This window comes from Aliiroseovarius sp. (assembly GCF_965228805.1).
Lineage (GTDB): Bacteria > Pseudomonadota > Alphaproteobacteria > Rhodobacterales > Rhodobacteraceae > JASBTN01.
Genome location: NZ_CBDDIE010000003.1, coordinates 1,955,857 through 1,979,436, shown reverse-complemented (window position 1 = coordinate 1,979,436; position 23,580 = coordinate 1,955,857). Strand labels below are relative to the sequence as shown.

Annotated in this window: 19 protein-coding genes; 11 read left to right on the top strand and 8 right to left on the bottom strand. The window is 62.2% G+C overall.

What is annotated here, in order from left to right:
* The first annotated feature begins 35 nt into the window (after nt 1–35).
* From ACO07D_RS10870 to proC, 4 genes are all read left to right on the top strand, one after another.
* Nucleotides 36–1,862 carry a BCCT family transporter gene (locus ACO07D_RS10870; RefSeq protein ID WP_421702960.1) on the top strand — a complete coding sequence of 609 codons (1,827 nt, stop codon included), beginning with the start codon at nt 36–38 and terminating at the stop codon, nt 1,860–1,862.
* A gap of 93 nt (nt 1,863–1,955) precedes the next feature.
* Nucleotides 1,956–2,900: a GlxA family transcriptional regulator gene (locus ACO07D_RS10865; RefSeq protein ID WP_421702959.1), complete on the top strand. Its 945-nt coding sequence runs from the start codon at nt 1,956–1,958 to the stop codon at nt 2,898–2,900.
* A gap of 90 nt (nt 2,901–2,990) precedes the next feature.
* On the top strand, nt 2,991–3,752 hold the full coding sequence (locus tag ACO07D_RS10860; protein WP_421702958.1) for an aspartate/glutamate racemase family protein: 762 nt from the start codon (nt 2,991–2,993) through the stop codon (nt 3,750–3,752).
* Complete coding sequence (gene proC, locus ACO07D_RS10855; protein ID WP_421702957.1) at nt 3,749–4,573, top strand: pyrroline-5-carboxylate reductase; 825 nt, start codon at nt 3,749–3,751, stop codon at nt 4,571–4,573. The genes ACO07D_RS10860 and proC overlap by 4 nt, the downstream gene beginning before the upstream one ends.
* A 4-nt stretch (nt 4,574–4,577) precedes the next feature.
* Here the strand turns inward: proC and ACO07D_RS10850 are convergent, their stop codons facing one another.
* Entirely contained in the window at nt 4,578–5,273 is a 696-nt protein-coding gene (locus tag ACO07D_RS10850; protein WP_421702956.1) for a GntR family transcriptional regulator, read from the bottom strand.
* Nucleotides 5,274–5,413: 140 nt separating this feature from the next.
* On the opposite strand from ACO07D_RS10850, the gene ACO07D_RS10845 reads away from it, so the two are divergent.
* From ACO07D_RS10845 to ACO07D_RS10815, 7 genes are all read left to right on the top strand, one after another.
* Nucleotides 5,414–6,664 (top strand): NAD(P)/FAD-dependent oxidoreductase, encoded by a 1,251-nt coding sequence (locus tag ACO07D_RS10845; protein ID WP_421702955.1) that lies wholly within the window; start codon nt 5,414–5,416, stop codon nt 6,662–6,664.
* A 69-nt stretch (nt 6,665–6,733) separates the two neighbouring features.
* The gene (locus ACO07D_RS10840) at nt 6,734–7,714 is read left to right on the top strand and encodes a TRAP transporter substrate-binding protein (protein ID WP_421702954.1); all 981 of its coding nucleotides are present in this window, start codon (nt 6,734–6,736) and stop codon (nt 7,712–7,714) included.
* 66 nt (nt 7,715–7,780) lie between these two features.
* The gene (locus ACO07D_RS10835; RefSeq protein ID WP_421702953.1) at nt 7,781–8,308 is read left to right on the top strand and encodes a TRAP transporter small permease; all 528 of its coding nucleotides are present in this window, start codon (nt 7,781–7,783) and stop codon (nt 8,306–8,308) included.
* 5 nt (nt 8,309–8,313) lie between these two features.
* Entirely contained in the window at nt 8,314–9,627 is a 1,314-nt protein-coding gene (locus ACO07D_RS10830; protein ID WP_421702952.1) for a TRAP transporter large permease, read from the top strand.
* Between the two features lie 49 nt (nt 9,628–9,676).
* Nucleotides 9,677–10,111, top strand: a complete 435-nt coding sequence (locus ACO07D_RS10825) for a universal stress protein (protein WP_421702951.1) — start codon at nt 9,677–9,679, stop codon at nt 10,109–10,111.
* A gap of 37 nt (nt 10,112–10,148) precedes the next feature.
* Entirely contained in the window at nt 10,149–11,273 is a 1,125-nt protein-coding gene (locus tag ACO07D_RS10820; RefSeq protein WP_421702950.1) for an enolase C-terminal domain-like protein, read from the top strand.
* A gap of 70 nt (nt 11,274–11,343) precedes the next feature.
* Complete coding sequence (locus ACO07D_RS10815; RefSeq protein WP_421702949.1) at nt 11,344–13,077, top strand: thiamine pyrophosphate-binding protein; 1,734 nt, start codon at nt 11,344–11,346, stop codon at nt 13,075–13,077.
* 108 nt (nt 13,078–13,185) lie between these two features.
* On the opposite strand, the gene ACO07D_RS10810 is transcribed toward ACO07D_RS10815, so the two are convergent.
* From ACO07D_RS10810 to ACO07D_RS10780, 7 genes are all read right to left on the bottom strand, one after another.
* Nucleotides 13,186–15,975, bottom strand: coding sequence for a bifunctional aconitate hydratase 2/2-methylisocitrate dehydratase (locus ACO07D_RS10810; RefSeq protein ID WP_421702948.1), 2,790 nt, complete (start codon nt 15,973–15,975; stop codon nt 13,186–13,188).
* A 250-nt stretch (nt 15,976–16,225) separates the two neighbouring features.
* Entirely contained in the window at nt 16,226–17,191 is a 966-nt protein-coding gene (locus tag ACO07D_RS10805) for an ABC transporter ATP-binding protein (RefSeq protein ID WP_421702947.1), read from the bottom strand.
* Nucleotides 17,188–18,162 carry an ABC transporter ATP-binding protein gene (locus ACO07D_RS10800; RefSeq protein WP_421702946.1) on the bottom strand — a complete coding sequence of 325 codons (975 nt, stop codon included), beginning with the start codon at nt 18,160–18,162 and terminating at the stop codon, nt 17,188–17,190. Before ACO07D_RS10800 ends, ACO07D_RS10805 begins: the two co-directional genes overlap by 4 nt.
* Before the next feature lie 2 nt (nt 18,163–18,164).
* Entirely contained in the window at nt 18,165–19,115 is a 951-nt protein-coding gene (locus ACO07D_RS10795; RefSeq protein WP_421702945.1) for an ABC transporter permease, read from the bottom strand.
* Nucleotides 19,115–20,098, bottom strand: a complete 984-nt coding sequence (locus tag ACO07D_RS10790; RefSeq protein WP_421702944.1) for an ABC transporter permease — start codon at nt 20,096–20,098, stop codon at nt 19,115–19,117. The genes ACO07D_RS10795 and ACO07D_RS10790 overlap by 1 nt, the downstream gene beginning before the upstream one ends.
* Before the next feature lie 78 nt (nt 20,099–20,176).
* The gene (locus tag ACO07D_RS10785) at nt 20,177–21,742 is read right to left on the bottom strand and encodes an ABC transporter substrate-binding protein (RefSeq protein ID WP_421702943.1); all 1,566 of its coding nucleotides are present in this window, start codon (nt 21,740–21,742) and stop codon (nt 20,177–20,179) included.
* Nucleotides 21,743–21,877: 135 nt separating this feature from the next.
* Nucleotides 21,878–23,458 carry an ABC transporter substrate-binding protein gene (locus ACO07D_RS10780; protein WP_421702942.1) on the bottom strand — a complete coding sequence of 527 codons (1,581 nt, stop codon included), beginning with the start codon at nt 23,456–23,458 and terminating at the stop codon, nt 21,878–21,880.
* Nucleotides 23,459–23,580 lie beyond the last annotated feature (122 nt).

Genomic DNA, 23,580 nt, shown 5'->3' with positions numbered 1-23,580 from the left:
GGTCAACGGGGGAAACACTCACAGGGAGACACGTGATGTCAATAAAACCTCCGTTTACGGAGCTCGAGATCAAGACACAGGACTCGGGCTTCTACAAGGACAACAGCCTGCCCATTGCGCTGATCAGCAAGGGGATCATGGTGTTGTTGGTGATCTGGGCTCTGGTCTGGCCCGCCAATGCCACCAATACCCTGGGCAGCCTCAATTGGCGGCTTCTGGAAGGGTTCAACAGCTTCTACATCGTCATCGTCGGACTGTTTGCCTTCTTCCTGGCCGTGGTCGCGATCCTGCCGCAGACCGGCAAGCGCATCATGGGACGCCCGGGCGAAGGCAAGGAGTTCTCGGATTTCTCGTGGTTCTCGATGATGTTCGGCGCCGGCCTGGGCGTGGGCCTGATGGTCTTTGCCACCGCCGAACCGCTGGGCCTGTGGGGGTCGAACCCCGTCGTGGTCGCCGGTGAAGTCGCGGGCAATACCGAGGCCGCGCTGCAGTCGGGATACCGCTATACCTTCCTGCACTACGGCTTTCATGCCTGGGCGATCTACGTGATCACCGGTCTGTCGCTGGCATACTACGCCTATACCCGCGACATGCCGCTGACGATCCGTTCGGCGTTGACGCCGCTGCTGGGCCGCGCTGTGAACGGTTTCCTCGGTCATGTGGTCGACGTGCTGGGCGTGGTCGCGACCATCCTCGGCGTCTCGGTCACCATCGGTTTCGGCGTCAGCCAGTTCATCGACGGGGTCTATGCGATCACCGGCATGGAATGGATGATGGACATGACCGGAGAGGCGCCCGCACCGGGCAAGGTCGGGCTGATTGCCGGTTTGATCATGATCATGGGCATGTCGATCATCTCGGCGGTGACCGGTGTCGGCAAGGGCGTGAAATATCTGTCCAACCTGAACCTGGTGCTGTCGATCATCCTGCTTCTGACCTTCGTGATCTTCGGCTCGTTCTTCTTCGCGATGAGCACCTATGTCTCGGCCCTGATCGACTACATCCTGCATTTCGTCAGCTTGAGCTTCGGCGCCTATGGCCCGCTGGACCAAGCCAGCTTCGCGGGGGCCCTGCCCGAGGCCGCCAAACCGCTGGCCGCCGACCTCTACGGCGGGGCGACCAATGCCTGGGGCAGCTTTGACGGGTTCAAGTCGGGCCTGGAAGGCGCGTCCGCCGAGTTGGACGAAGCCACCCTGGCGGCCGTCTACGAGGCCGGAAACCAGGGCCGTCAGTTCGGCTGGCAGGCCGGTTGGACCACCTTCTACTGGGCCTGGTGGATTGCATTCTCGCCCTTCGTCGGCCTGTTCCTGGCCCGTATCTCCAGAGGCCGCAGCGTGCGCGAGTTCATTCTGGGCTGCGTCATCGCCCCGTCGCTGGTCTGCTTTGCATGGATGACCATCCTGGGCGGCACTGCCATCGACCTAGAGCTGACCGGCGGCGCGGAAGGCGCGATCATCGGCGCTTCGAACACGGCCAAGCTGTTTGTGACGCTGGGGCAGATGCTGGACGGGCCGCTGCTGTCGGCGCTGACCGTCATGTGCGTGGTGCTGATCATGACCTTCCTGGTCACCTCGGCGGACAGTGGCATCCTGGTCATGAACACCATCATGTCCGGCGGCGCACAGGAAACCGGCATCAAGCACCGCATCGTCTGGGGCCTGATACTGACCGCCGTGATCGGCACGCTCTTGATGGCGGCTGGGGACAACAACCCGATGGATGCGCTGAAGAACGCAATGATCATCGGGGCGCTGCCCTTTACCATGGTTATGGGGTTGATGATGGCCGCGCTGACCAAGGCGCTTTATCGGGACGGCAAGCGATCCCAGGTCGGCGAAGTCAAAACCACAGCAGCTGAGTAACAGGTCGAATAACTGGGACGGCAGCGGCTGTGTTGGCCGCTGCCGTCTCCCTTTTTTGAACTGGGGGAGCCGAAGGCGATAGAGGCGACGCACATGACACGGCATTTCTGCATCCTGCTGGTGGACGGGTTTTCCCACCTGGCCTTTTCCTGTGCAATCGAACCCCTGCGCCTGGCCAACCGGATCAGCGGGGCAGAGCTCTATCGCTTCAGCCTCGCCTCGGAGAACGGCAGGACCGCGGCCTGTCTGAACGGGTTGAATATGGAGGTTCACGCGGGTCTGAATGATCTGCCGGAGTGCGACCGGCTGTTTGTTCTTGCCAGCGAGGATATGGCGGCCCGGGCAACCAGCCCCGTACTGGGCGCAATCCGACGCATGCGAGCCTGCGGCACACCGGTGGGCGGCCTTTGTTCCGGCGCATGGATCCTGGCAGCGGCCGGGCTACTGACCGGACGCCGAGCCGCGCTGCACTGGGACTATCACGACAGTTTCAACGAGCTCTTTCCCGAGGTCGACCTGGTCCAGACCGTCTTTGTCGACGACCCCCGACACCCGACCGCTGCGGGGGGCACGGCGACGGCGGATTACATGCTCCACGTGATCGAACAGGACCATGGCACCGATCTGGCAGCGGCCATTGCCGATCAGATGGTCTACAGTTCCGTGCGCAGCGATACGGCCGAACAGCGCGTCTCGCTCCAGGCGCGGCTGGGCGTGCGCAATCCGCACCTGGCCCGCGCGATCCGGATCATGCGCGAGACGATCGAGGAGCCGGTGCCGCCGAGCCAGATCGCGGAAGAGATCGGCATCTCGACCCGCCAGCTCGAACGGCTGTTTGCGCAGTTCATGAAGGCAACGCCCAAGAAGTTCTATGTCGAGCTTCGGTTGGAGCGCGCCCGCAAACTGCTGCTGCAGACCGAAGCCTCGGTGATCGAGGTCGGCTTGGCCTGCGGGTTTGACAGCCCGAGCCATTATTCGCGCCTCTACAAGGACCGTTTCGGCCTTACCCCGACCTTTCAGCGTCACAAGATGACCTGACCCACCCCTGCCGCGCGGAATCGGATTGACATCCCCAGAAATTGTATACAGGCTTGTCTACACCTCATTCCAACTCAGGGCACCAAAACCATGCAAACCTGTCACGGCGGGAAAACAGTCTACGGGGCCAACCTTGGCATCCTCATGCTCGAAACCCAGTTCCCGCGCATCCCGGGCGATATCGGCAATGCCACCACCTGGCCTTTCCCGGTGCAATACCGCGTTGTGCGCAGCGCCACGCCAGAACTGGTTGTGCGCAATGACGCGCGCGAACTTGTCGATCTGTTCATTGACGAGGCAAAGGAGCTGGTTGCCTCGGGCTGCGACGGGATCACCACCAACTGCGGTTTCCTGTCCATCGTGCAGGACAAGCTGGCTGCGGCGGTGCCGGTGCCTGTCGCGACCTCGTCGCTGATGCAGGTGCCGATGGTCCAGGCGATGCTGCCCGCTGGCAAACGGGTGGGCATCCTGACGATCTCGAAGGAAACCCTAACCCCCGCGCACCTGGCCGCCGCCAATGTGCCCGCCGACACCCCGATTGTCGGTACCGACGGGGGCCGCGCCTTTACCCGCGACATCCTGGGCGACGCGCCCGAGATCGACTTCGCCGCCTGTCGCCTCGACATGCTGGACGCCGCACGCGAGCTGGTGACGCGGCATGACGACATCGGGGCCATCGTGCTGGAATGCACCAACATGACGCCATATGCAGCCGATGTGCGCAAGCTGACCGGGCTGCCGGTCTTCTCGATCTATACCTTCGTGCGCTGGTTCCACCAGGCATTGGTGCCCGACCGGTTTTCGATCGAGCTGGACGACCCGCTGCTGGGCCTGGCGGGACAGCCGCGATGAGCACGCTTCTGGACCGCGTGAATGCGGATGGGCTGGTGCTGTTCGGCTGCGGCAAGATGGGCAGCGCCTTGTTGCAAGGCTGGCTGGACGCGGGCGTGCGGCCTGATGCGATTACCGTTCTGGACCCGCACCCCTCCGACTGGCTGCAAGGGTTGCAAACGGACGGGCTGAAGATCAATGCAGACCTGGACAGCCCGGCAGTCTGCGTCCTGGCCGTCAAGCCGCAGATCATCGCCGCCGCCAATACGCTGAACGGGCCCGGGTTCGCGGGCACGCTGTTCGTCTCGGTCGCGGCAGGCACCACGCTCGTCGTCTTGGGTGACATCCTTGGACCGGAGCCCGCCATCATCCGCACCATGCCCAACACCCCGGCCGCCATCGGACAGGGCATCACTGCGCTGGTGGGCAATGCCCGTTGCCGGGCTGAAGACCTGGCCCTGGCCGAGGTCATGCTCTCCACAGTCGGGCAGGTAGTGCGACTGGACAGCGAGGCGCAGATGGATGCGGTCACCGGCACCTCGGGCTCGGGCCCGGCCTATGTGTTCCACTTCATCGAATGCCTGGCCGCCGCCGGAGAGGCCGAGGGGCTTTCGCCCGAGGTGGCAATGCAGCTGGCCAAGGCGACCATCGCGGGGGCCGGAGCGCTGGCGCAGGCTTCGGAAAAGCCGGTCAGCACCCTGCGCGAGAACGTGACTTCGCCGAACGGCACCACCGCCGCTGGCCTGTCGGTCCTGATGGCGGAACAGAAGGGGTTACCCGCCCTGGTGCGGGCCACCGTGCGCGCCGCCACCACACGCAGCGTGGAGCTGGGCAAAGGCTGACCGCTCAGACCGGGACGTAGAGCTGGGAGAACGCAACCTGCACCAGCTCGACCGTCTGTTCGCTGCGCCGTGCGATGTGGCGGCGCAGCGCCTTGACCGCGCTGTCCGCGTCCCGTGCCTTGACCGCATCCAGGATCACACGGTGCGCCGACAGGGCAGTCAGATCCTCGTCTGACTGGTTGCGCCGGTCCCGCAGCAGACGCAGGTTGATGATCCGCACATAACGAATTCGTTCGTTCACATTGCCCAGGAATTTCAGAAGCTCTTCGTTGTCCGACAGGGCCGCCAGCGTCATGTGAAACTCTTCATCCATGCGCAGCAGCTCATTGAGGTCCTGACACTGGACCAATCTATCCTCGGCCTCGTCCAGATAGGCAACCACGGTGTCGATATCTTCATCGGCTGCGTTCTCGATCGTCTGAATCAATGCCTCGATCTCCAAGGCGCAGCGCAGTTGGTAAAGCTCAAGGATCTTCTTGGGACTCAGCGGTCGGCAGAAAAACCCCTTACCAAGGTCAAATGTCAGAAAGCCCTCTGCAACCAAACGGTTAAGGGCTTCGCGCAACGGAGTTCGACTGACATTGAGCGTCTTCGTCAGGGCGGATTCGTTCAACCGCTCGCCCGGCTTGAACTCGAAGCTGATCGCCTTTTGCCGCAGAGCCTCATAGGCCCGCTCAACGCTACCCTCGGATTTGGACATCACATTCCCAACATATGAAATTGGCCTCCTTTTACCAAAGAATACACGAAAGAAAACATTTGTCTTCACAGGTGACGAAGCTTCTGTATACAGTTCAGAATACGGATTGGTACAACCGATTCTCAGGGCTGTGAGGAAGCATGGAAGCTCAGCGGAAACATGTGGTTGTTGTCGGCGCCGGGATCGTTGGCGTGTCGGCTGCTATCTGGCTGCGGCGCAAGGGGGTCGATGTCACGATCGTTGATCGCAACCGCCCGGGCAGTGCCGAGGCCACCTCCTACGGCAATGCCGGTGTGCTGGCGGCCTGTTCGGTCGCGCCCGTGACGGCGCCAGGTCTGCTACTGAAGGGGCCGCGCATGGCGCTGGATCCGAATTTCCCGCTGTTTCTGCGCTGGTCCTACCTGCCCCGTCTGATGCCCTGGCTGCTGCGTTACATGTCCCATGCAAACGATAAGGACACCCGCCGGATCGCGGCAGGGCTTGCGCCTATCACCTCGGACGCGGTCGAACAGCACCAGTCGCTGACCAAGGACACCGATGCCGCGCACTGGGTGCAGACCACCGACTACAGCTTCGTCTATCCGGACCGCGCCGCCTTCGAGGCGGACAGCTACACCTGGATGCTGCGCAAGACCGCGGGGTTCGAGCCGGAGCTGCTGGAAGGCGAAGCGGTGCGGGAGTTCGAACCGAACCTTGCCAAGGATCTGAACCTTCTCGCAGTGATGCATGACCACGGCTACACCAAGGATCCCGGTGCCTATGTCGCCGCCTTGGCCACCGAGGCTGAGAAGCTGGGCGCGACGTTCCACCAGGCTGAGGTCAAGGATTTCGACTTCACCGACGGGCGTGTGTCCTCGGTGCTGACGACGACCGGGGCGCTCGACTGTTCCGATGTGATCCTGGCGACCGGGGTCTGGTCCGGCCCCTTGGCCAGGAAACTGGGCTTGAAAGTGCCGCTGGAGACCGAGCGCGGCTATCACATGGTCTTCAAATCTCCGGAAAATGGCCCTTCGACCCCGCTGATGGTCACCACCGGCAAATTCGTTGCCACGCCGATGGACGGCGGGCTACGCTGCGCGGGTGTCGTGGAATTCGGAGGATTGGAGGCCGGGCCGTCGAAAGCACCGTTGGAGTTGCTCCAACGCAAGGTGCAGCAGAGCTTCCCCGGGCTGAAATTCGAAAGCACCGAAACCTGGCTGGGCCACCGCCCGGCACCGTCGGACAGCCTGCCGCTGATTGGCGAGATCGGCCAGACCGGCGTGCTGGCAGGGTTCGGCCACCACCATATCGGCCTGACCGCAGGCCCCAAGACCGGTCGCATCCTGGCAGGGCTTGTCAGCGGAGACCGCGAGAATACCGATCTGAGCGTCTACGATCCAATGCGCTTCTGATCCGATTTCACCAAGCAAGCCCCGTGGCACAATGCGGGGCAGTCCAGAAAGGCAACAAGGGAGTCCATCATGCCTAAAACTCTGACCAACCTCGCCGCCGGTGTGGCGGTCGCCACTGTCTCGGCCGTCACAGCCCAAGCGGAAACGTGGGATCTGCCGATGGCCTATTCGGCAACCAACTTCCATTCGGCCACTGGCGCGATCTTCGCCGAATGCGTGACCGCGGGCACCGGTGGTGCTCTGACCATCCAGACCCATCCGGGTGGTTCGCTCTATGCCGGCGCCGAAATCAAACGCGCGATCCAGACCGGCCAGGTCAACATCGGCGAGCGTCTGCTGTCCGGCCATCAGAATGAAAACGCCCTGTTCGGCTTCGACAGCGTGCCCTTCCTGGCGACCTCCTTTGCGGATTCGGAAAAGCTGTGGGACATCGCCAAGGGCCCGCTGTCCGAGATCCTGGCCGAGCAAAACCTGCACCTGCTCTATTCCGTGCCGTGGCCGGGCCAGGGCCTGTATTTCGACCGCGAAGTCAACACGCTGGCTGACGCCGAAGGCCTGAAATTCCGTGCCTACAACTCGGCCTCGGCCCGCATGGCCGAACTGGCCGGCATGCTGCCGGTTCAGATCGAAGCGGCTGAAATCAGCCAGGCCTTCGCCACAGGTGTGGCACAGGGCATGGTGTCGTCGGGCTCGACCGGCTATGACCGCAAGGTCTGGGAAAGCCTGTCGCATTACTACGGCGTGGATGCCTGGATGCCCCGCAACTACATGCTGGTCAACCTGGACGCCTGGAACGATCTGGATGACGCCACCAAGGCGGTCATGAACGGCTGTGCCGTGGCCGCGGAATACGCTGGCGACTGGCGTTCGATCCAATACACCGAGTTCACCGTGAACGAGCTGGGCAAGAACGGCATGACCACCGGTCCGGCGAGCGAAGAGCTGGCCGCTGAACTGCGCGCCATTGGCGAGACCATGACTGCCGAGTGGCTGGAAGCCGCCGGTGAAGAAGGTCAAAAGATCGTCGACGCCTTCAAGGCCGCGCAATAAGCGCATGCATCTCCCCCGGCGGCATCTGTCGCCGGGGGGGTCTCATGACAGATAGGGGGACCTGCCATGGCGCTCTTCTCACTCTTGCGCAAGACGCTGGACGCGCTTTACCGCTGGGCCGGATATCTTGCCGCGATTTTCCTGATCATGATCCTCGGCTTCGTGACCCTGCAGATGGTGTCGCGATGGGGGGGGGAGATCATCACGGGCGCGCCCGACTTTACCGGGTATTGCATGGCTGCGGCTTCGTTCCTGGCGCTTCCCTATGCGTTGAACGGCGGTAGCCACATCCGGGTAAGCCTTCTTCTCAACGCGCTTGGTCGGTTCCGCAAGTTCGGCGAGATCTGGTGCTGGGCCGTTGCCAGCTACCTGACCGTGCTGTTCGCGCGCTATGCGATCAAGCTGACCTATGAAAGCTACCGGTTCAACGACATCAGCCAAGGGCAGGACGCCTGGCCGATCTGGATTCCGCAGATGTCGATGGTTGTCGGCACGATCCTTCTGGCGATCTGCGCGATCGACAACCTGGTCACCATCCTCTTTACGGGGCAAGACAACATTCGATCCGCCGCGGTCGACGCACACGCGGAGTAAGCCCGATGGAAGAATTCTATCTCGTCTCCATTTTCCTCTTTGCCCTGTTCCTGCTTCTGGGCACGGGTGTCTGGGTGGCGCTGGCCCTGTTCGGGGTCGCCTACCTCGGCCTGGAAATGTTCACCACGCGGCCTGCGGGCGATGCCATGTTGACACGGATCTGGACGGGCTCGTCCAGCTGGACCCTGACCGCCCTGCCCCTGTTTATCTGGATGGGTGAAATCCTGTTTCGAAGTCGACTGTCCCAAGACATGTTCCGCGGTCTCAGCCCCTGGATGCAGCGCCTACCGGGCGGGTTGGTCCATGTGAACATCGTCGGCTGCACCATCTTTGCCGCTGTGTCGGGTTCGTCGGCAGCAACGCTGACGACCGTGGGCAAGATGTCGATCCCCGAACTCCGCAAACGCGGCTATCCCGAATACATGATCATCGGCACGCTCACCGGGGCGGCCACGCTGGGCCTGATGATCCCGCCGTCGCTGACGTTGATCGTCTATGGCGTGGCGGTGGAACAATCGATCTCGAAACTCTTCATGGCGGGTATCCTGCCGGGCATCGTGCTGGCGGGCATGTTCATGGCCTATGTGGCCGGCTGGTCCTTCCTGCGCCGGTCTGAAGTCCCCGAAATCGCTGACCGCATGACCTTCCTGCAAAAGCTCAACGAAAGCCGCTTCCTGATCCCGATCATCCTGCTCATTCTGGTTGTCATCGGTTCGATGTACGGTGGCTTTGCCACCGCGACCGAAGCCGCTGCTATTGGCGTGCTGGGCGCCTTTGCCCTGGCCGCGATGCAGGGCTCGCTGACCAAACAGGCTTTCATCGAAAGCCTGCTGGGCGCCACCCGGACCTCGGCCATGATCGCCTTCATCCTGATGGGCGCCATCGCGCTGACCTTGGCGATGGGCTTTACCGGCCTGCCGCGCGCCCTGGCCGAGTTCATCGAAGGACTGGAGCTGTCACGCTTCTCGCTGCTGATCGCGCTGATGCTGTTCTACATCGTGCTGGGCATGTTCCTGGACGGCATCTCGTCCGTGGTGCTGACCATGGCGATCGTGCAGCCGATGGTGGAAGGCGCGGGCATCGACCTGATCTGGTTCGGCATCTTCATCGTGGTCGTCGTCGAAATGGCGCAGATCACCCCGCCGATCGGCTTCAACCTGTTCGTGATGCAGGGGATCACCCGGCACGAGATGGGCTATATCGCCAAGACCGCTGTACCGCTGTTCCTGATCATGGTGCTGATGGTCTTCGTGATGATCGCCTTCCCGGAGCTGGCGACCTGGTTGCCTGACAACATGGTCAAATCGGCTGGCCGCTAGACGGCCAGCCTCCCCCACCAACAGTTCTACACCCAGGGGAGTCACGCAGATGACCAAACCCAAGATCCTTGCCGCCGTGGACCTGGTCCACAAGGACAGCGACGCCCATGTCATCCAAGAGGCGATCCTGCTGGCCAAGACCCATGATCACGAGGTCGAGGTCATCTTCGTGATCCCCGACCAGGAGAACTCTTATGTCCAGGAGTACATTCCGGCCGACATGCACCAGCAGGTGGTGGATGATGCCGCCGGGGACCTGAAGGCCTATGCCCTGGGGTTCGACTGGAACGGCGTGGCCCATGATACTAAGGTGCTGCGCGGAGTGGTCTATGAAAGGCTGATCGCCCGTGCCGAAGCGCAGGGCGCCAGTTTCGTCGTGATCGGCGCCAGCAGACCGTCAGTCAAGGACCTGCTGATCGGTCCCAACGCCGCGCGCGTCTCGCGCTATGCGCCCTGCAGCGTGCTGGTCGTCCGGCCGCGCTGAAACCTCCCCCACCAAGACCTCACATCCGGAGAACACCGTGAGCGACCATAAGATCGAAACCCTGCGCGTTCATCGCATTTCCATCCCCGCCAAGGCCGTGCATTCGCATGGCTCGGGCGATGTGGCGGGCATCAACGTGGCCATCCTGGAGCTGGTGACCGACACCGGCATCACCGGATGGGGCGAGGCCTCGCCCTGGCCCGTGTTCACGGGTACGGCCGAGGGCAACGCCGCCGCCCTGCATGTGCATCTGCGCCCGCATCTGATCGGCCAGGACCCGGTGCAGGTCGAGGTTCACATGAACATGGCCGAAAAGGTGCTGGTCGGCCATCCCGAGGCCAAGGCGGCGCTGGAGATGGCCCTCTTGGACATTACCGGCCAGATCACGGGGCTTTCGGTCTGCGAACTGGTCGGCGGCAAGATGCGCGACAGCATGGGCATGAGCTTCTCCGTCGCCAACCCGGATTTCGACGCCGACCTCGACGACATCGCCGCCATGTGGGACGACGGCGTGCGCATCTTCAAGTTCAAGACCGGGTTCGCCGACCACAAGTTCGACATCATGCGCTGCGAGAAGCTGCGCGAGATCTATGGCGACGAGGCCGACATCCGCATCGACTACAACCAGGGCCTGCCTGCCTATGACGCGGTGCGCTGCATTCGCGACCTGGAAGCCTTCCGTCCGACCTTCGTCGAACAGCCGGTTAAGATGCACGAACGCGAGGTGATGGCCCATATCACCCATGTCATCGACACGCCGATCATGGCGGATGAAAGCGTCTTCGACCCGAAGGGCGCACTCTATGGCGTGCAGAACAAGGTCGCCGACATCTTCTCGCTCAAGATCATGAAATCCGGCGGCATCCGCCGTGCGCTGGAAGTGGCCGCGATTGCCCGGGCCGCGGGTGTCGAGATCTACGGCGGCTGCATGTTCGAAACGGGCCTGGCCCATGCCGCAGGCACCCACCTGATGGCCGCGGTGCCGGACCTGGTGCTGCAGGCTGAGTTCTACATGGCCACCTACTACGCCGCCGAGGACATCCTGACCGAACCCTTCCCGGTGAAACACGGCCGTATCCACGTGCCGACCGGCCCGGGCCTCGGCGTGAAGGTCGACCCCGACATGCTGGCCAAATACGCCGTCGCGGAACCGCTGACGTAAACAAAAAAAACTGCGGATTCTCTGCATACAGGCCTGTGTGCGAAAATCCGATTGAGAAAGGTGCAAAGCTATGACTGACGCAGACACCCAGCGCATGAACGGCGCACAGATCATTCTGAAGATGCTGGAACTGCATGGGGTGAGCCATGTGTTCGGCCTGCCCGGAGAAACCACCATCGGCTGGTACAAGGAATGGCGCGCGCATTCGAACATCGAATTCGTGCTGACCCGCGATGAGCGCACCGCCTCCTACGCGGCCGAGGCCTATGCCAAGATCACCGGCCGCCCCGCGGTGCTGGAGGCCCCCTCGCCCGGTGTGACCCACTGTTCGCCCGGCATTACCGAGGCCTTCATGTCCTCGGTCCCGGTGATCTATTTCAGCTCGGACATTCCGATCAATCAAGACAAGAAACACGGGTTGACCGGGGTCGATCAGACCAAGCTTTACGACAGCATCTGCAAGGAAAGCTTTGTTCTGACCAACGCGCAGGAAATCCCCTTCCTGATGCGCCGCGCCTTCCGCGTCGCCACCTCGGGCAAACCCGGCCCGGTGCATATCCGCGTGCCGATCAACATCTTTGGTGAAGAGGCCGATATCAACGACCTCTATGCCGAACCCGATTACAGCGTCTACCCGGCGCACCGCCCGGTGGCGGATCACTCGAAGATCCGTGCAGCGATCGACGTTCTGCTGGCCGCCGAAAAACCGGCCATCGTCGTCGGCCAGGGCGGGCTGATCTCCAAGGCGTCCGAGGCGATCCTGGAGCTGGCCGAGCTTCTGCAGATCCCCGTCGGCACCACCACGCCTGGCAAGGGCACAATCCCCGAAGATCATCCGCTGGCCCTGCGCGTCATCGGTGGGCGTGGCGGCATGGAGTATTCGAACCAGTATGTCTTTGACGCTGACACGATCTTCTTCATCGGCACCAACACCGACAGCGCCGCAACGGATCACTGGAAGCTCTATGGCGATCCCAAGTCCAAGACCTTCCTGCATCTCGACATTGCCGAGGCCCATGTGGGCAACAACTACCCGGTCAAGGTCGGCCTGGTCGGTGATGCCCGCGCGAGCCTGGAATACATGGTCGAGATCATCAAATCCGAGCATCCCGGCCTGAAACGCGACACGGTCGACCTGACCGCGATGAAGAAAACCGCGCTGGACAAGGTGTTCAACTCGAACATTCCGATGCCCGAGGGCACCCTGTCGCCGGTCAAGCTCAGCCAGGTGCTGGACAAGATCATGCCGGACGATGCCATCGTGACCTCGGAACCCGGTGTCAGCGCAATCTATCCGTCTGCGCTTCTGACCTTCAAGAAGCCCGGACGTCGCTACATCACCAACTACTCGATGGGCGCGCTCGGCTATTCGGTGCCCGCCTGTCTGGGGGCGTCTTATGCCAGCGACGGGCCAATCATCTCCTTCACCGGCGACGGCTCTTTTGCCTTTGTGATTGGCGACATGGAGACGCTGAAACGTTCGGGCAAGAACGTCACCGTGATCCTGACCCGCAACGACGTCTACGGCTGGATCCGGGGCGAGGCGATCCTGCTGGATGACGTGGACGAACCCTGGTCGACCGACTTCGGCGCGGTGGATTACTGCAAGGTCGCCGAAGGCTTCGGCTTCAAGACCGACCGCATCACCAAGGAAGCGGATATCGAACAAATCCTGTCCAACGCCATCGCCCACCCCGGCGCGAATTTCATCGAGATCATGGTCCCCTCACAGGACAAGATCATTCCCTTCGTGCCGAACTGGGTGCGTGCGGCACGGGCCAAGAACCTGCCGCATTTCTACTGAGGCAATCGCAGCAAACGGCCCCGGGCGCACTGGGGTCATCACCAAAACAAAGGGGGCGGGATACATCGTATCCCGCCCCCGTCTTGTTCAGCTGTCCCTCAGCTCAACTCAGAAATGCACCGATTTCGCGTCAGCCGGCTTTTGCAGCGGCGGGGCGAATTTGGTGAGGTCGATGCCTTCAACGGCGGCCTTGTATTCCTCCAGCGTAGGCGTGCGGCCCAGGATGGCGGACAGCACGACCAGCGGGGTCGATGCCAGCAGGCTTTCACCCTTCTTGTCAGCCGAGTCCTCCACCACGCGGCCCTGGAACAGGCGGGTCGAGGTGGCCAGCACCGTGTCGCCCTTGGCGGCCTTTTCCTGGTTGCCCATGCAGAGGTTACAGCCAGGGCGTTCGAGGTAGAGAATGTTCTCATACTCGGTGCGCGCGGCGTTTTTCGGGAACAGGTCGTCGAACTCGAAGCCCGAGTACTTTTGCAGGATTTCCCAGTCGCCTTCGGCCTTCATCTCGTCGATGATGTTGTAGGTCGGGGCAGCCACGACCAGCGGCGCCTTGAACTCAACCTTGCCGTTGGCCTTTTCCAGGTTCTTCAGCATCTGCGCGACGATCTTGATGTCACCCTTGTGCACCATGCAGGAGCCGACGAAGCCCAGATCCACCTTCTTCTCGGCCTTGTAGAAGCTGATCGGACGGATGGTGTCATGGGTATAGCGCTTGGACACGTCGTCGTTGTTGACGTCCGGGTCGGCGATCATCGGCTCAACGATCTGATCCAGATCAACCACGACCTCGGCGAAGTATTTGGCGTTGGCATCCGGGGTCAGGGCAGTGTTTTCGCCCGACTTGATCCCGGCAATGCGCGCATCGGCCTTGTCGATCAGCCCCTGCAGGGTCTGAGCGGCATTGTCCATGCCCTTGTCGATCATGATCTGGATGCGCGACTTGGCCAGTTCCAGCGAACCGATCAGGGTGTCGTCATTCGAGATACAGATCGAGGCTTTCGCCTTCATCTCGGCGGTCCAGTCGGTAAAGGTAAAGGCCTGGTCGGCCAGCAGCGTGCCGATGTGGACCTCGATGATCCGCCCCTGGAACACGTTGTCGCCGTGTTGTTGCAACATCTGCGCCTGGGTGGCGTGCACCACGTCGCGGAAGTCCATGTGGTCGGCCATCTGGCCCTTGAAGGTCACCTTGACCGATTCCGGGATCGGCATCGACGCTTCACCAGTGGCCAGCGCCAGGGCAACGGTGCCCGAGTCCGCGCCGAAGGCCACGCCTTTCGACATGCGGGTGTGGCTGTCACCGCCGATGATGATGTCCCAGTCATCCACGGTGATGTCGTTCAACACCTTGTGGATCACGTCGGTCATCGAATGGTATTCGCCCTTCGGATCCCGCGCGGTGATCAGGCCAAAATCGTTCATGAACTTCATCAGTTTCGGGATGTTGGCTTGGGCCTTCTTGTCCCACACCGAGGCAGTGTGGCAGCCCGACTGGTACCCCACGTCCACGGACGGCGAGATCACGGTGGCGGCCATCGCCTCCAGTTCCTGCGCGGTCATCGGGCCGGTGGTGTCCTGCGAGCCCACCACGTTCACCTTCACGCGCACGTCCGAGCCCGCGTGCAGGGTCGCGCCCGGCGTGGTGCCCAGGGCATTGCGGTTGAAGATCTTTTCAACGGCGGTCAGGCCCTGGCCCTCGACCGAGACCTCTTTCGAGGGGGCATAGGCCGATTTCAGCTCCTGGCCCAGCGCGGCGGCGGCGAAGGTCTGCAGCTTCTTGCCGAAGACCACGGCGTAGGAGCCGCCGGCCTTCATGAATTCCATCTTCTGCGGGGTAAAGGCGGCGGCGACGCTCTTCAGTTCCTTGCCGTCCGCGTCATGTAGAGTCTTGGTTTTCGAGTTGATGGTCAGCACGGTGCCGGTGGCCACCGAATAGGCCTCTTCCAACACGGCTTCGCCATCTTCATCCAACACCACATTGCCGTCCGCGTCGGTCTTCTTGACCCAGTTGTCCAGGTCGATGCCGATGCCGCCGGTCACGCCCACGGTGGTCAGGAAGATCGGCGAGATGCCGTTGGTGCCCGCGACGACCGGGGCGATGTTGATGAAGGGCACATAGGGGCTGGCCTGCTTACCGGTCCACAGCGCCACGTTGTTCACGCCCGACATACGGCTGGAGCCCACACCCATGGTGCCCTTTTCGGCGATCAGCATGACGCGCGCATCCGGGTGCTGTTTCTGCAGCTCCTGGATTTCGGCCTGGGCTTCGGGGGTGATCATGCATTTGCCGTGCAGCTCACGGTCGGCACGCGAGTGCGCCTGGTTGCCCGGCGACAGAAGGTCGGTCGAAATGTCGCCCACACCAGCGATATAGGTCACGACCTTGATCTCTTCTTCCACTTCCGGAAGCTTGGTGAAGAACTCGGCCTTGGCGTAGCTTTCCACGATATCCTTGGCGACGGCATTGCCCGCTTCAAGGGCTGCGGCGAGTCGGTCGGTGTCGGCCTCATACAGGAACACCTGAGTCTTCAGCACTTCGGCGGCCTGGGTCGCGATGCCCGCATCATCACCCAGCGCCAGGTCCAGCAGCACCTTGACCGACGGCCCGCCCTTCATGTGCGACAGCAGTTCAAAGGCGAAATCGGGGGTGATTTCCGCCACCTTTGCCTGGCCCAGGATGATCTCCTTCAGGAAGGCAGCCTTCACACCAGCCGCCGAGGTCGTGCCCGGCAAGGTGTTGTAAATGAAGAACTTCAGGCTGTCTTCGCGATGTGCGTTGCCCGTGTCCTTGATCTGTTCGATCAACTCGGCAACCAGGGCGCCATCGTCGATGGGCTTGGGGTTCAGGCCCTGCTCTTTGCGCGTTTCGATTTCGGTAAGATAGTCTGTGTACAGGCTCATGGTTTTCCCGACGCTTAGGTGTCCGATATCGCTTGGAGGCCGGGGCGGTGGTCTGTTTGGCGCGCCGGGTCAAGCTAGCTGTATGCCGTTGTATACCAGAAGAGCCCTAGGTGCAAGCTGTTCCCGATGGCACCGTATCTCTTTTGCATTTTTGCGAGATATTGCCCAGCCACTTGGGACAGGTGAGCAGGGCGGTGAAGACCGCTTCAAACGTATCCGGCACCGCGTTCAGGCCACATGACGCCCTTGGTCACTCCGCCAGATGGCAAGCGACCTTTGCGGGCCCGATCTTGCGCATCGCGGGGCGTTCCTGGCGGCAGATGTCCGTCGCGATCGGGCAACGCGGGTGGAAGGCGCAACCCGAGGGTGGGTCGATCGGATCGGGGATTTCACCCTGCGGTGGCGGCACTTCGCGCCCGAAGGCATCCATGCGAGGGGCCGCATCCAGCAGCATCTGCGTATAGGGGTGCTTGGGCGTGGTGAAGAGGGTCTCGGGATCGGCCTCCTCAACCAGGCGCCCCAGGTAGAGCACCCCGATCCGATCCGCCATGTGGCGCACCACGGTCAGGTCGTGGGTGATCAGCAGGTAGGTCAGCCCCAGATCGTCCTTCAAGTCACTCATGAGGTTCAAAACCTGCGCCTGCACCGACACATCCAGCGCCGAGGTGGGCTCGTCACAAACGATCAGACGCGGCTCTGACGCCAGCGACCGGGCAATGCAGATACGCTGCCGCTGCCCGCCGGAGAACTCGTGCGGGAACTTGCCCGCGTCCGCCGCGTGCAGGCCGACCTGTTCCAGCAACCGTTCTGCCAGACCTTCGGTCTTGCCACCCTGGGCGGCCACCGGCTCGACAATGATGTCACGCACCCGCCAGCGCGGGTTCAATGAGGCGTAGGGGTCCTGGAAGATCATCTGGATGTTCGAGCGCGACTCGGCAATCTTGCCCGCATCGCTCTCGGTCACCAGGTTCACACCCTCAACCTCGACGGCGCCCTCGGACGGGTTCAACAGCCCCACCAGCATCTTGCCGATGGTCGACTTGCCCGATCCGCTCTCGCCAACGAGGGCATAGGTCGTACGTTCCTCGATCTCGAAATCGACCTCGGAAACGGCGGTCAGGAAGGCCTTGCTGCGACGTTCCAGCAGGCGGTTCAGCAGGGGTTTGGACACGTCGAAGATCCGGGTCAGCCCCTTGACGGTGACATAGGCGCTCATTGGACCTCCTCCGGCAACATCGGGAACCAGCAGGCCGCGCGCTCATTGGCGACCGGCGGCAGGGGCGCGGCGCGGCACTTGTCCTGTGCATGCGGGCAACGGGGGTGGAAAGCGCAGCCATCAGGCATGTGGTGCAGGCGCGGCATGGCGCCGGGGATCTGGTGCAGCCGTTTCTTGCCCTGCGAGGCCAGCGGGGTCGAGGCCATCAGCCCGTGGGTATAGGGGTGCTGCGGCAGGGTCAGCACCTCGCGCACGGTGCCAAGCTCGGCCAGGCGGCCCGCGTACATGACGGCGACCCGGTCGGCGGCCTCGGCAATGACGCCCATGTCATGGGTGATCAGCATCACCGCCGTGCCGCGTTCGTGGCAGAGCCGCTTCAGAAGCGAGATGATCTGCGCCTGGACGGAAACATCCAGTGCCGTGGTCGGTTCATCGGCAATCACCAGGCTGGGTTCGGCACAAAGTGCCAGCGCAATGACCACACGTTGGCGCATCCCGCCCGAGAACTCATGCGGGTAGCTGTCGATGCGTTCGGCGGCGCCGGGGATGCCGACCTCCTCCAGCGCGGCGACGGCGCGTTCCTGCGCTTCCTTGCGGCTGATCGGCAGGTGGGTCAGCATGGTCTCGGTCAGCTGGTCGCCGATGGTCAAGAGCGGGTTCAGCGAGGTCAGCGGATCCTGGAAGATCATGCCGATCTCTTTCCCGCGCAACCGGCGCATATCTTCGCCCTTCAGGGGGTCGATACGGTTGCCATTGAGCCAGATTTCCCCGCCCGAAATATGCGCGGGCGCGTTCAAGAGCCCGATGACCGCATTGCCGGCCATCGACTTGCCCGCGCCGCTTTCGCCGACCACGCCCAGGATCTCGCCCTTGCCGATATCATAGCTGACGCCATCGACCGGTTTGACGATCCCCTGGCGGGTCGGAATTTCGACCGAGAGATTGCGGATGGAAAGAACAGAATTGGTCAAGGTCAACGGAGCCTCGGATTCAATGCGTCGCGCAGCCAGTCACCCAGAAGGTTGACGCTCAGCGCCAGGGCCAGAAGGGTGCAGGCCGGGAAGAACAGGATCCACCATTCGCCCGAGAACAGGAAACCCTGTCCGATGCGAATGAGCGTCCCCAGTGACGGTTGCGTGGGCGGTGCGCCGACGCCCAGGAAGGACAGGGTCGCCTCGGCGATGATGGCCAGCGCCAGCGAGATGGTGGCAATGACCAAGACCGGCGACAGGGCGTTGGGCAGGATATGCTTGATCATGATCGCCCAGGGGCTGCGGCCGATCAGGCGCGCGGCGGCAACATATTCCTTGTTCTTCTCGACCAGGGTCGCGCCGCGCACGACCCGCGCGAATTGCACCCAGTCGGATAGGCCGATGGCCAGGATCAGCACCCAGATCGCCATCTGATCGCGGTATTCGACCGGCGTGAACCCCTTGGCTACGCCGAAGATCAGCATGGCGACCAGGATCGACGGGAAGGTCAGCTGCACGTCGGCGATGCGCATGATGATGGTTTCCGTCCAGCCGCCGAAATATCCCGACACCAGGCCGAGGATGATGCCCAGGATCATCGCGAACAGCACCGCCGAAACGCCGACGAAGAGCGAGACCCGCATACCGAACAGGATGGTCGAGAACACGTCGCGCCCCTGATCATCCGTGCCAAGCAGGAAGGTGTTCTGGGTGAAGGCATTGGGCTCCATCGGCGGGGTGAACCCGTCCATCAGGTTCAGGCTGGCCGGGTCAAACGGGTTGGTCGGCGCGATCAGCGGCGCGAAGACGGCCGACAGGACCAGCAGGCAGACCACGGTAAACGAAACCAGCGCCACCGGCGAGCGTTTGAAGGCGTAGAAGAAGTCGCTTTCCAGGAAGGCCTGCCAGCGGCCTTTATCCTTAGCTTCGGGTGTCATAGGTGCGTCCGTCATCAGTGCCCCCCATTGCGGTCAACCCGAAGCCGCGGGTCGATGAAGACGTAAAGAATGTCGACGATCAGGTTGATGCCCACGAACATGACCGAAATCAGCATGAGGTAGGCGGCCATGACCGGAATATCCACGAACTGGATCGCGTTGATGAACAGCAAGCCGACGCCGGGCCACTGGAACACGGTCTCGGTGATGATGGCGAAGGCGATGATCGCGCCTAGCTGTAGGCCGATGACGGTCACCACCGGCACCATGGTGTTCTTCAGCGCATGGCGGAAGTTCACCACCCGGCTGCGCAGCCCGCGCGCGCGCGCGAAGCGGATGTAGTCCTGACGGAGCACTTCCAGCATCTCGGACCGGACCAGGCGCATGATCAGCGTCATCTGGTAAAGCCCCAGCGTGATCGCCGGCAGGATCAGCGCCTTCAACCCACTTTCAGTGAGAAACCCGGTGGTCCACCAGTCGCCCAGCTTGACGGTTTCTCCCCTGCCAAATGAGGGCAGCCAACCAAGCTCAACCGAGAAGAGATATATCAGCAGAATGCCGATCAGGAAGGTTGGCAGCGATACCCCGACAAGGGACGCGGCCATAATCGTATGCGCCGTTGGCCCGTTTCGCCGGATCGCGGTAAAGACGCCCAGCGCGATGCCCGCGAGGATCGCCAGGACGCCTGACACGGCAGCCAGTTCCAGCGTGGCAGGCGCGCGTTCCAACAGGATCTCGGCCACCGGACGTCCCTGGCGATAGCTCACGCCAAAATTGCCCTGCGCGGCGCCTTCGAGGAACTTGTAATATTGCACCGGAAACGGCTGGTCCAAGCCCAGTTGGGCACGCAGGCGTTCGACATCCTCAATCGTACGTTCCTGACCGAGCATGTTGTCGATCGGGTCACCCACAAAGCGGAACATCGAAAAGGCAACCAGCCCCACGATCAGAAGAACGAGCAACGACTGCCCGATACGTCGAATGACAAATGCCAGCATGTTTTTCTTATGCCCTTCCTCGCACCCGGCTGGGTCGGCGTGACGCCCCGAGGTGTCCCGGGGCGTCGTCCTAAGAGATCAGTTAACGGTGACCCAGCGCAAGATGAAAAAGTTGTCCGGTCGTTGCGTCAACTCGATGTTGCTGCGCGCGCCCCAGACCAGGGGCTGCACATAGAGCGGCACATAGGCGACCTCGTCCTGCAGGATCCCAGTCACCTCGTCGATCATCATCTGGCGTTTGCCTGCGTCGATCTCGGACTGGATCATCGGCAGAAGCTCATCGACTCGGGTGTTGGAATAGCCGCCGAAGTTCCACGAACCCAGCTTGCGTTCTTCGTTCGGGGTCGAGGCCAGGAAGCGGATCGGATGTTCGGCATCAAAGGTACCCGGCGACCAGCCCAGCAGGTACATATCGTAATTGTCCGCGCGCAGCTCGGGCCAGTAGTTCTGCACCGGCATGGCATCCAGCGTCGCGGTGATCCCCACCTGCGCCAGCATGCCGGTGACCGCCTGGCAGACGCTTTCGTCATTCAGATAACGGTTGTTGGGGCATTTCAGGCCGAAGGAGAACCCGTCAGGATAGCCCGCCTCGGCCAACAGGGCCTTGGCGGCGTCGACATCGTGCGCAGGGCGCGCGGCCAACGCGGTAGAATAGCCACTCATCGCGGGCGAGACCAGCTGGCTGACCTCCTCGGCATTGCCGCGCATGATGGTTTGCAGGATCGCAGGCACGTTGATCGCATGGGCCACGGCCTGGCGCACGCGCACATCCGCGAAGGGGTTCTTGTCCGAGGTCTCGGCCGAATATTTCAGCGCTGCCGCCTCATGCGGGAAGCCCAGCATGATCACTCGCGCCTCGATCCCCTGAATGACCTTCACCTCCGCGTTGCCCTGCAGGCGGGCCACGTCCTGGATCGGCACCGGGTTGATGAAATCCACGTCCCCCGACAAAAGCGCGGCCAGCGCCGTGGCCGGGTTCTGGATCGGTTGCACGGTGGCCTTGGTGATATTGTGTTCCACCTCACCCCACCAACCTGCGTGGGGTTCCAGAACGGTGCGCAGGCCCGGCTCGCGTGTGGTGACCTGAAAGGCGCCGGTGCCATTCGCGTTCAACGTGGCATAGTTGCCGTTTTCCTTGTCCGGCAGGGTGGCATTGTTCGCCTCGGCCCAGCCGCTGTCCATGATCATCCAGTTGGCGATCGAGCTGGGAAAGATCGGGTTCGGCGCCGTGGTCATGATGTCGACGGTATAATCGTCAACCTTCACAACCTCGCTGACCGGCGCAAACCAGCTGCGCGTGTCCGATCCCTCGTCCGAGGCGCGCTGGTAGGAGAAGATAACGTCATCGGCGTTGAATTCCGCCCCATCCTGAAAAGTCACGCCCTGGCGCAGGGTGAAGCGCCAGCCTTCGCCCGCGCCGATCGGTTCCCACGAGGTTGCCAGAGCAGGTTCGACCGACATGTCCTTGCCACGGCGCACCAGCCCTTCGTAGACGTTGTTCAAGAACCCCAGCACCGGGGCAGAGTTCACCGCATGCGGGTCCATGGTCTGTGGGTCGGTGGTGACGGCCCAGGTGAACTCCTTGGCCGCAACGGGTGACGCCAGCACCGTGGTGGCCAGCAAGGTGTAAATCGCGCGTTTCATTATTCCCCCCTATCCGGTTGAATTCTTTCAATGATCAGAGCCTGCCGTTGGCAGGATCATGATCGGTGAGTGAAAAACCCGGGAAAGCACAGCCTTCCCGGGTTCAACTTTAAGCCATGCCCGTTGGGGCCCTGCTCACTTCATCGTGATGTATTTCACCTTGGGTTGGTCTTCCGGGTCGACCTCGATGCCGACACCTTCGCCCATGCCCCAGTTCAGCACCTGGTGGTGGATCGGGATGTAGAGCTGTTCGTCCTGCACCACACGCCAGATCGCGGCGATGTCCGCGTTACGGGCGTCCAGGTCGGTGTTGGAGGCCAGCGAGGCGATCTTGGCGTCGATCTCGTCATTGTCAAAACCGGTGCCGTTCCAGGTGCCGATATCGCTTTCACGACCGTGCACGAGGAAGTTGAAGATGTATTCCGAGTCATAGGTCGGAACGCCCCAGCCCAACATGTAGAAGTCGGTCTTGCTGTCGGTGATCTTCGGGAAGTGCTGCGCCTTCGGAATGGCGTCCAGGTTCACGGTGATACCGATCTGACCCAGCATGCCGACGGCGGCCTGGCAGATCGCTTCGTCATTGATGTAGCGATCATTCGGGCAGTCGAGACGGATCGAGAAACCGTCGCCGTAACCGGCCTCGGCCATCAGCGCCTTGGCGGCTTCCACATCGGTGGAGCTTTCGCCGTCCATCGCGGCGGTCCAGCCGTTGACGAAGGGCGGTGCGATCATGCCCGCAGGCTGCGACTGGCCGCGCATCACGACCTGACGGATGGCATCGCGGTTGATCGCCATCGACATGGCCTTGCGCACGCGCACGTCGGCCAGCGGGTTGGCGCCCTCGACGTTATCGGCTTCGAGGTCAGCCGCACCCTGGTTCATGCCGAAGAAGATGACGCGGTTCTGCGGCGCCTGTTTGACCACCAGACCGGCGGCGCTGTCGACGCGGGCCAGATCCTGCACCGGCATGTCCTGAAGGAAGTTCACCTCACCCGACAGCAGCGCGGCGACACGGGTCGCGGCGTTCTGGATCGGGGTATAGACGATCTCGCTCACTTCCAGCGGGAACATGTCACGGCCCCAGTAGGCCTCGTTGCGGGTCATCACGGTCTTCACGTCCGGCTCCCGGCTGGTCAGCACATAGGGGCCGGTGCCATTGGCATTCGTGGTGGCATAGGTGATCTCGCCGCCTTCGAAGTCCTGCACGTTCACCGTGTTGTTTGCCTCGGTCCAATCCTTGTCCATGATGAACAGGTTGGTCAGGTTCGAGGGCAGGATCGGGTTCGGCCCATCGGTGACCATCTCGATCGTATAGTCATCCACCGCGCGCACTTCGACAATCGAGCCGATCAGCTCTTTCATGTCCGAGTTCGGCTGCTTGGCACGTTCATAGCTGAAGACCACGTCTTCGGCGGTGAAATCAGCACCATCATGGAACTTCACGCCTTCGCGCAGCTTGAAGATCCAGACATTCGGATCATCGGCACTCGGTGCCCATTCGGTGGCCAGAGCGGCCTCGAACGCGCCGGTGGTGTCGCGAATGATCAGCGGCTCGTACATCTGGTGACGAATGGTGTGAGTCGGCCCTTCGTTCTGGGCATGCGGATCAAGGGTCAGGGCGTCGCCTGCGCGCGCCCAACGCAGCGTCTCGGCGCTGGCAGGCAAGGCCGTGACAGCAACCAGACACGCAAGAATGGTGTTCATTGCGGTTTTCATGTGATCTCCCATCAGTATTGTTGTCATTTTTTTTGATGGCCGCAGTCTTTGCCAATTCTTTTGAAATAACAAGGGCACGGGACCACTTGACGCGACGGCAGCGTGTGCCGCATCCGGGTCTG

Excerpts from the sequence above, each read along its gene's own strand:
- ACO07D_RS10865 (WP_421702959.1), top strand. The coding sequence starts at position 1,956 with ATGACACGGCATTTCTGCATCCTGCTGGTGGACGGGTTTTCCCACCTG.
- ACO07D_RS10790 (WP_421702944.1), bottom strand. The coding sequence starts at position 20,098 with ATGCTGGCATTTGTCATTCGACGTATCGGGCAGTCGTTGCTCGTTCTT.
- ACO07D_RS10830 (WP_421702952.1), top strand. The coding sequence starts at position 8,314 with ATGGAAGAATTCTATCTCGTCTCCATTTTCCTCTTTGCCCTGTTCCTG.
- ACO07D_RS10840 (WP_421702954.1), top strand. The coding sequence starts at position 6,734 with ATGCCTAAAACTCTGACCAACCTCGCCGCCGGTGTGGCGGTCGCCACT.
- ACO07D_RS10870 (WP_421702960.1), top strand. The coding sequence starts at position 36 with ATGTCAATAAAACCTCCGTTTACGGAGCTCGAGATCAAGACACAGGAC.
- ACO07D_RS10785 (WP_421702943.1), bottom strand. The coding sequence starts at position 21,742 with ATGAAACGCGCGATTTACACCTTGCTGGCCACCACGGTGCTGGCGTCA.
- ACO07D_RS10780 (WP_421702942.1), bottom strand. The coding sequence starts at position 23,458 with ATGAAAACCGCAATGAACACCATTCTTGCGTGTCTGGTTGCTGTCACG.
- proC (WP_421702957.1), top strand. The coding sequence starts at position 3,749 with ATGAGCACGCTTCTGGACCGCGTGAATGCGGATGGGCTGGTGCTGTTC.
- ACO07D_RS10860 (WP_421702958.1), top strand. The coding sequence starts at position 2,991 with ATGCAAACCTGTCACGGCGGGAAAACAGTCTACGGGGCCAACCTTGGC.
- ACO07D_RS10835 (WP_421702953.1), top strand. The coding sequence starts at position 7,781 with ATGGCGCTCTTCTCACTCTTGCGCAAGACGCTGGACGCGCTTTACCGC.
- ACO07D_RS10845 (WP_421702955.1), top strand. The coding sequence starts at position 5,414 with ATGGAAGCTCAGCGGAAACATGTGGTTGTTGTCGGCGCCGGGATCGTT.
- ACO07D_RS10795 (WP_421702945.1), bottom strand. The coding sequence starts at position 19,115 with ATGACGGACGCACCTATGACACCCGAAGCTAAGGATAAAGGCCGCTGG.
- ACO07D_RS10815 (WP_421702949.1), top strand. The coding sequence starts at position 11,344 with ATGACTGACGCAGACACCCAGCGCATGAACGGCGCACAGATCATTCTG.
- ACO07D_RS10810 (WP_421702948.1), bottom strand. The coding sequence starts at position 15,975 with ATGAGCCTGTACACAGACTATCTTACCGAAATCGAAACGCGCAAAGAG.
- ACO07D_RS10825 (WP_421702951.1), top strand. The coding sequence starts at position 9,677 with ATGACCAAACCCAAGATCCTTGCCGCCGTGGACCTGGTCCACAAGGAC.
- ACO07D_RS10850 (WP_421702956.1), bottom strand. The coding sequence starts at position 5,273 with ATGTCCAAATCCGAGGGTAGCGTTGAGCGGGCCTATGAGGCTCTGCGG.
- ACO07D_RS10805 (WP_421702947.1), bottom strand. The coding sequence starts at position 17,191 with ATGAGCGCCTATGTCACCGTCAAGGGGCTGACCCGGATCTTCGACGTG.